The sequence below is a fragment of the Rhodococcus sp. (in: high G+C Gram-positive bacteria) genome, from assembly GCF_049286785.1.
GTDB lineage: Bacteria > Actinomycetota > Actinomycetes > Mycobacteriales > Mycobacteriaceae > Rhodococcus_F.
Genome location: NZ_JBAQEO010000704.1, coordinates 1 through 2,617, shown reverse-complemented (window position 1 = coordinate 2,617; position 2,617 = coordinate 1). Strand labels below are relative to the sequence as shown.

The following is a 2,617-nucleotide window of genomic DNA, read 5'->3' as shown; positions in this document are numbered from 1 at the left end:
GTGATCGACCCCGTCGGCGGCAAGTACGCGGAGCCGGCGCTGCGCGCGTTGGCCCCGGGTGGCATGTTCGTCACCGTGGGATATGCAACCGGTGAGATTCCGCAAATACCGTTGAATCTGGTTCTGTTGAAGGACCTTACGATTCGGGGGGTCGAGCTGCGTACCCTCGCGCAACGACATCCGGACGCGCCGGCGCGTGCACAGCAGGCCCTCGCAGCGCTCATGGCGGACGGGATGAAGCCACTGGTGTCGCAGGTGTTCGACCTGGACGAGGTGGCCCGGGCGCTGGCGAGCTTGAACGACCGGGCTGCCGTCGGAAAGGTTGTCATCGCGCTCGGCGGTGCGTGCTAATCTCAGAACCGCATTCTTCGTCATATGGAGGTGAAAGTCGACCGTGTCCTCATCTCCCGTCGATTCGCTCGACACCGAATTCTTGGTGATCTCCGGGGGCCGCCAGCTACGTCGCGCCGCCCGTCCTGCCCGTCAAGAAGCGTATGACGCGGAGGTCCGGGCCTTGATCCGGGCAACCTCCGAGGTGATGTTACGCAAGGGCTGTACCGAGGTGCCGAAGGTCAGTGAAATCATCCGCGAGGCCGGCATCACGAACCAGGCGTTCTATCGGCACTTCCGCAGTCGCGACGACGTCATCGTCGCAACCTACGAACAGGGCATGCTGACGGTCTACAACTACCTCCGTCACCGGGTGGACAAGAAGTCCTCGTGGCAGGACAAGCTCGAAGCGTGGATCGACGGGGTTCTCGCGCAGATCGAGGATCCGCGGCTGGCCGATCTGAGTATCGTCATTCAGTGGAACGTGGCTCAAATTGCCAGGGAGAGAACAGAAATCGAGCCGGTGGGTCGAGAGCGTATCTACGCGCTGCTGGTGTCGATCCTCGAGGACGCGGGCGTCGCCGATCCCGACCGGCAGGCGCTGTTCGTCCACACCCTCGTCACCGGCACTGCAACGCACTTCATGGAGACCGATCAGCAGCCGACCCCCGATGATCGGGGGGCGCTTCTACGCTTCTGCCGCGCCGGGCTCGGAATTCTTCCGGCATAGTCGGACGATCGCTCCGATCGATCACCGGGCGTCGGACAGGTACTCACTACCTGACCCGTCGCCCGGTGTCCGATGAGCCTCGTCCTAGTTGGCGATGTGCTCGCGCGGTAGGCCCAGCACACGCTCGGCGATGACGTTCCGGTTGACCTCGGACGTACCGCCCGCGATCGTCATGGCCCGGGACATCAGGTAGCTGTATGCGAGCTGCGGCTCGTCCCCGGCCACCACCGCCGGGCCGGCGATGCGCAGTGCCAGCTCGCCGACGTGCTGCGAGTGCTCGGCGACGAGCATCTTGGAGATGCTGCCCTCCGGGCCGGGTTCCGCACCCGCCACCGCGCGCACCACGTTCCGGACGTTGAGCACACCCATGGCCTGCTCACGTGCGACGAGCTCGGCGACGGCGCGAGTGGTCGCGACATCGCCCGCGGCGTACTTCGCGGCGACGTCGAGCAGCATGTAGGCCGAGCGTTCGTCTCCGCCCGTGCTTCCGCCGCCGATGGACACGCGCTCGTTGCCGAGCGTTGCGCGCGCAACCGTCCACCCGTTGTCGACCGCTCCGACCACATCCTCGTCGGGAACGAACACGTCGTCGAAGAACACCTCGTTGAACACGGCCTCACCCGTGATCTCGCGCAGCGGCCGTACCGTGACCCCGGGCGCGTGCAGGTCGACGACCACAGCCGTTATGCCCTTGTGTTTCGGAACCTCACGGTTGGTGCGGATCGTCGCCAGGCCGCGGTTGCAGTTCTGCGCGTTGGACGTCCACACCTTCTGCCCGGTGATCCGCCAGCCACCGTCGACCTTCACCCCGCGCGTCGACACCGCCGCGGCATCCGAGCCTGCGCCGGGCTCGGAGAACAGCTGGCACCACACGAGATCGCCCATCAGACCCGGACGGATCCAGCGATCGACCTGCTCGGCATTGCCGTGCTGGGTGAGCGTGAGCAGGATCCACGCACCGATACCGAGGTTGGGAAGGTCGAGGTCGGCGAACTCCTCGTCGATGACGAGTTGCTCGACGGGCGACGCGGCCCGGCCGTACGGCTTCGACCAGTGCGGCATGAGATAGCCGGAGTCCACGAGCAGCGCGCGGCGATCTGCTTCCGGCGCGCCCTGGTACTGCTGGACGAACTCCCGGGCCTGGGTACGGAAGGTCTCGGCCTCGGCGGGAAGATCTACCGCGTAGTGGCGCCGCACTCCCTCGGTACCTGACGCGACGATCGAATCGAGCGCGGCCACAGGCTCGCCGAACAGTGCGCGCAGGGCCTGCGCCCGGCGGAGGAACAGGTGGCAGTCGTGCTCCCACGTGAACCCGATACCACCGTGGATCTGAATGCTCTTCTCCGCGTTGGCAACATACGAATCGAACGCGAGCGCGCGGGCGGCGTCGAGGGCGAGGACGGCCTGCTCACCGTCCGTTCCGGCGCGGGCGGCATCCCACGCGACGGCGACCGCGAGCTCACTGGTCGCGAGCATGTTGGCGAGGTGGTGCTTGATCGCCTGGAACGAGCCGATGGCACGCCCGAACTGCTCACGCACCTTCGCGTAGTCGAGGGC

At 66.4% G+C, this 2,617-nt stretch carries 3 protein-coding genes; 2 read left to right on the top strand and 1 reads right to left on the bottom strand.

The annotated features are described in order from the left end of the window. The coding region (locus WAW17_RS25395) for a zinc-binding dehydrogenase (protein WP_422335644.1) at window positions 1–351 on the top strand (351 nt) is incomplete at its 5' end. Window positions 352–394: 43 nt separating this feature from the next. Continuing rightward, window positions 395–1,060, top strand: coding sequence for a TetR/AcrR family transcriptional regulator (locus tag WAW17_RS25390; RefSeq protein WP_422335643.1), 666 nt, complete (start codon window positions 395–397; stop codon window positions 1,058–1,060). A gap of 84 nt (window positions 1,061–1,144) precedes the next feature. On the opposite strand, the gene WAW17_RS25385 is transcribed toward WAW17_RS25390, so the two are convergent. Continuing rightward, a partial coding sequence (locus WAW17_RS25385; protein WP_422335642.1) for an acyl-CoA dehydrogenase family protein occupies window positions 1,145–2,617 on the bottom strand: 1,473 nt, incomplete at its 5' end.